General features: G+C 63.1%; 2 protein-coding genes and 1 pseudogene. All 3 read right to left on the reverse strand.

What is annotated here, in order from left to right; all coding sequences use genetic code 11:
* Positions 1-185, reverse strand: a pseudogene (locus tag AC1DJT_RS36685) (amino acid ABC transporter permease); the annotation flags it as partial.
* Complete coding sequence (locus AC1DJT_RS36690; protein WP_441508756.1) at positions 182-850, reverse strand: amino acid ABC transporter permease; 669 nt, start codon at positions 848-850, stop codon at positions 182-184. The pseudogene AC1DJT_RS36685 and the gene AC1DJT_RS36690, both read right to left, overlap by 4 nt.
* A 3-nt stretch (positions 851-853) precedes the next feature.
* Positions 854-1,458: transporter substrate-binding domain-containing protein (locus tag AC1DJT_RS36695; RefSeq protein WP_476836061.1), on the reverse strand; the 605-nt coding region annotated here is incomplete at its 5' end.

Genomic DNA, 1,458 nt, shown 5'->3' on the forward strand with positions numbered 1-1,458 from the left:
CCCTGGAAGAGCCCGATATAGAGATCGGCGACATGACGCAGCCAGTGACGGGATGAGACCCGCGCCAGCAGGATTGCCATCCCCACCACGCCACCGCCGATGAAAGCGACAATCGAGAGCAGGACCGTCCAGCGTGTCGCGAGCAGCAGGTTGCGCAGGATGTCCCAGAAGGTGAAGTCCATCAGGACGGCCCCCCGATCAGGAATTTCCGTCCGGAGAGGCCGAGGATGCGGCGCAACCCAATGCTCAACGCCAGATAGACCATGGTGACGACGAAATAGGTCTCGAAGGCGCGGAAGCTGCGCGCCTGCAGCATGTCCGCCTCATAGGTCAGTTCGCGCACCGAGATCTGCGACACCGCCGCGGATTCGAGCATCATGATGATGACCTGGCTCTGCAACGCCGGGAAAATCACCTTCAGCGCCTGCGGGAGGACAATCTTGACGAAGACCAGCGCGGGTCGCAGCCCAAGTGCGCGGCCGGCCTCCCTCTGACCATTGGGCACGGCATCCAGCCCCGCGGCGACGATCTCGGTGCCATAGGCCGAGAGGTTGATCGTCATCGCGAGGATTGCTGCGACGGCAGGATCAAGCCGCAAGCCAAGACTGGGCAGGCCGAAGAAGATGAAGAACAGCTGGACCAGAAACGGCGTGTTCCGGATCAGCTCGACATAGCTGCCGACCATGCCGCGCAGCCAGGGAGAGCGGCTGCGCACCGCCGCTGCCCCCAACACGCTGCAGACTGTACCGAGCACGGTCGTGACGGCGATCAACCCCACCGTCGCCATCGCGCCGCGCGCGATGGGTTCGGAGGCCTGGCTCAGCCAGTCGAAGTTGAGGCTGTAGGCCAAGCTTCAGAGATCCTTGGGATCAAGTGGCTTGCCGAGCCACTTGAGCGAGGCCTTGTTCAGCGTGCMGTCGGCGAGCAGTTTGGCGACAATCTCGTTGAGTGCCTGCTTGAGACGCGGCTCGTCCTTGTTCAGCGCGATATGGTCCGGCGACGTCATCAGCTGGAATTTCTGCTCGGGCTTCAACGTGGTCTGGCGCGAGAGCACCTGGGCGCCGACATCGTTGCCGACGACCATCAGCTGCGCCTGGCCCGAGATGAAGGCCTGGATGACGGAGTTGTAGCTGTCGAAGCGCTTGATGTCGGCGGAAGGCGGCGCAGCCTCGGTGAGCGAGGTGTCTTCCAGCGTGCCGCGGCTCACCGCGATCGACTTGCCGGCGAGGTCTGCCTTGCCTTCGACCTTTACGGCCTGCGGCCCGATGACGGCGATGTAGTAAGGGGCGTAGGCAGCGGTAAAATCGATGACCTTCTCGCGTTCGGCGCTGTGGCCGACGCTGAGCAGGATGTCGACGCGACGCTCGGTCAGATACGGAATGCGGTTCTGGCCGGTTACGTTGACCAGGTTGAGCTTCACCTTCAACGCGTTGGCTATGGTCTCGGCGATGTCGATGT

Source organism: Allobosea sp. 05T422_2, from assembly GCF_056396265.1.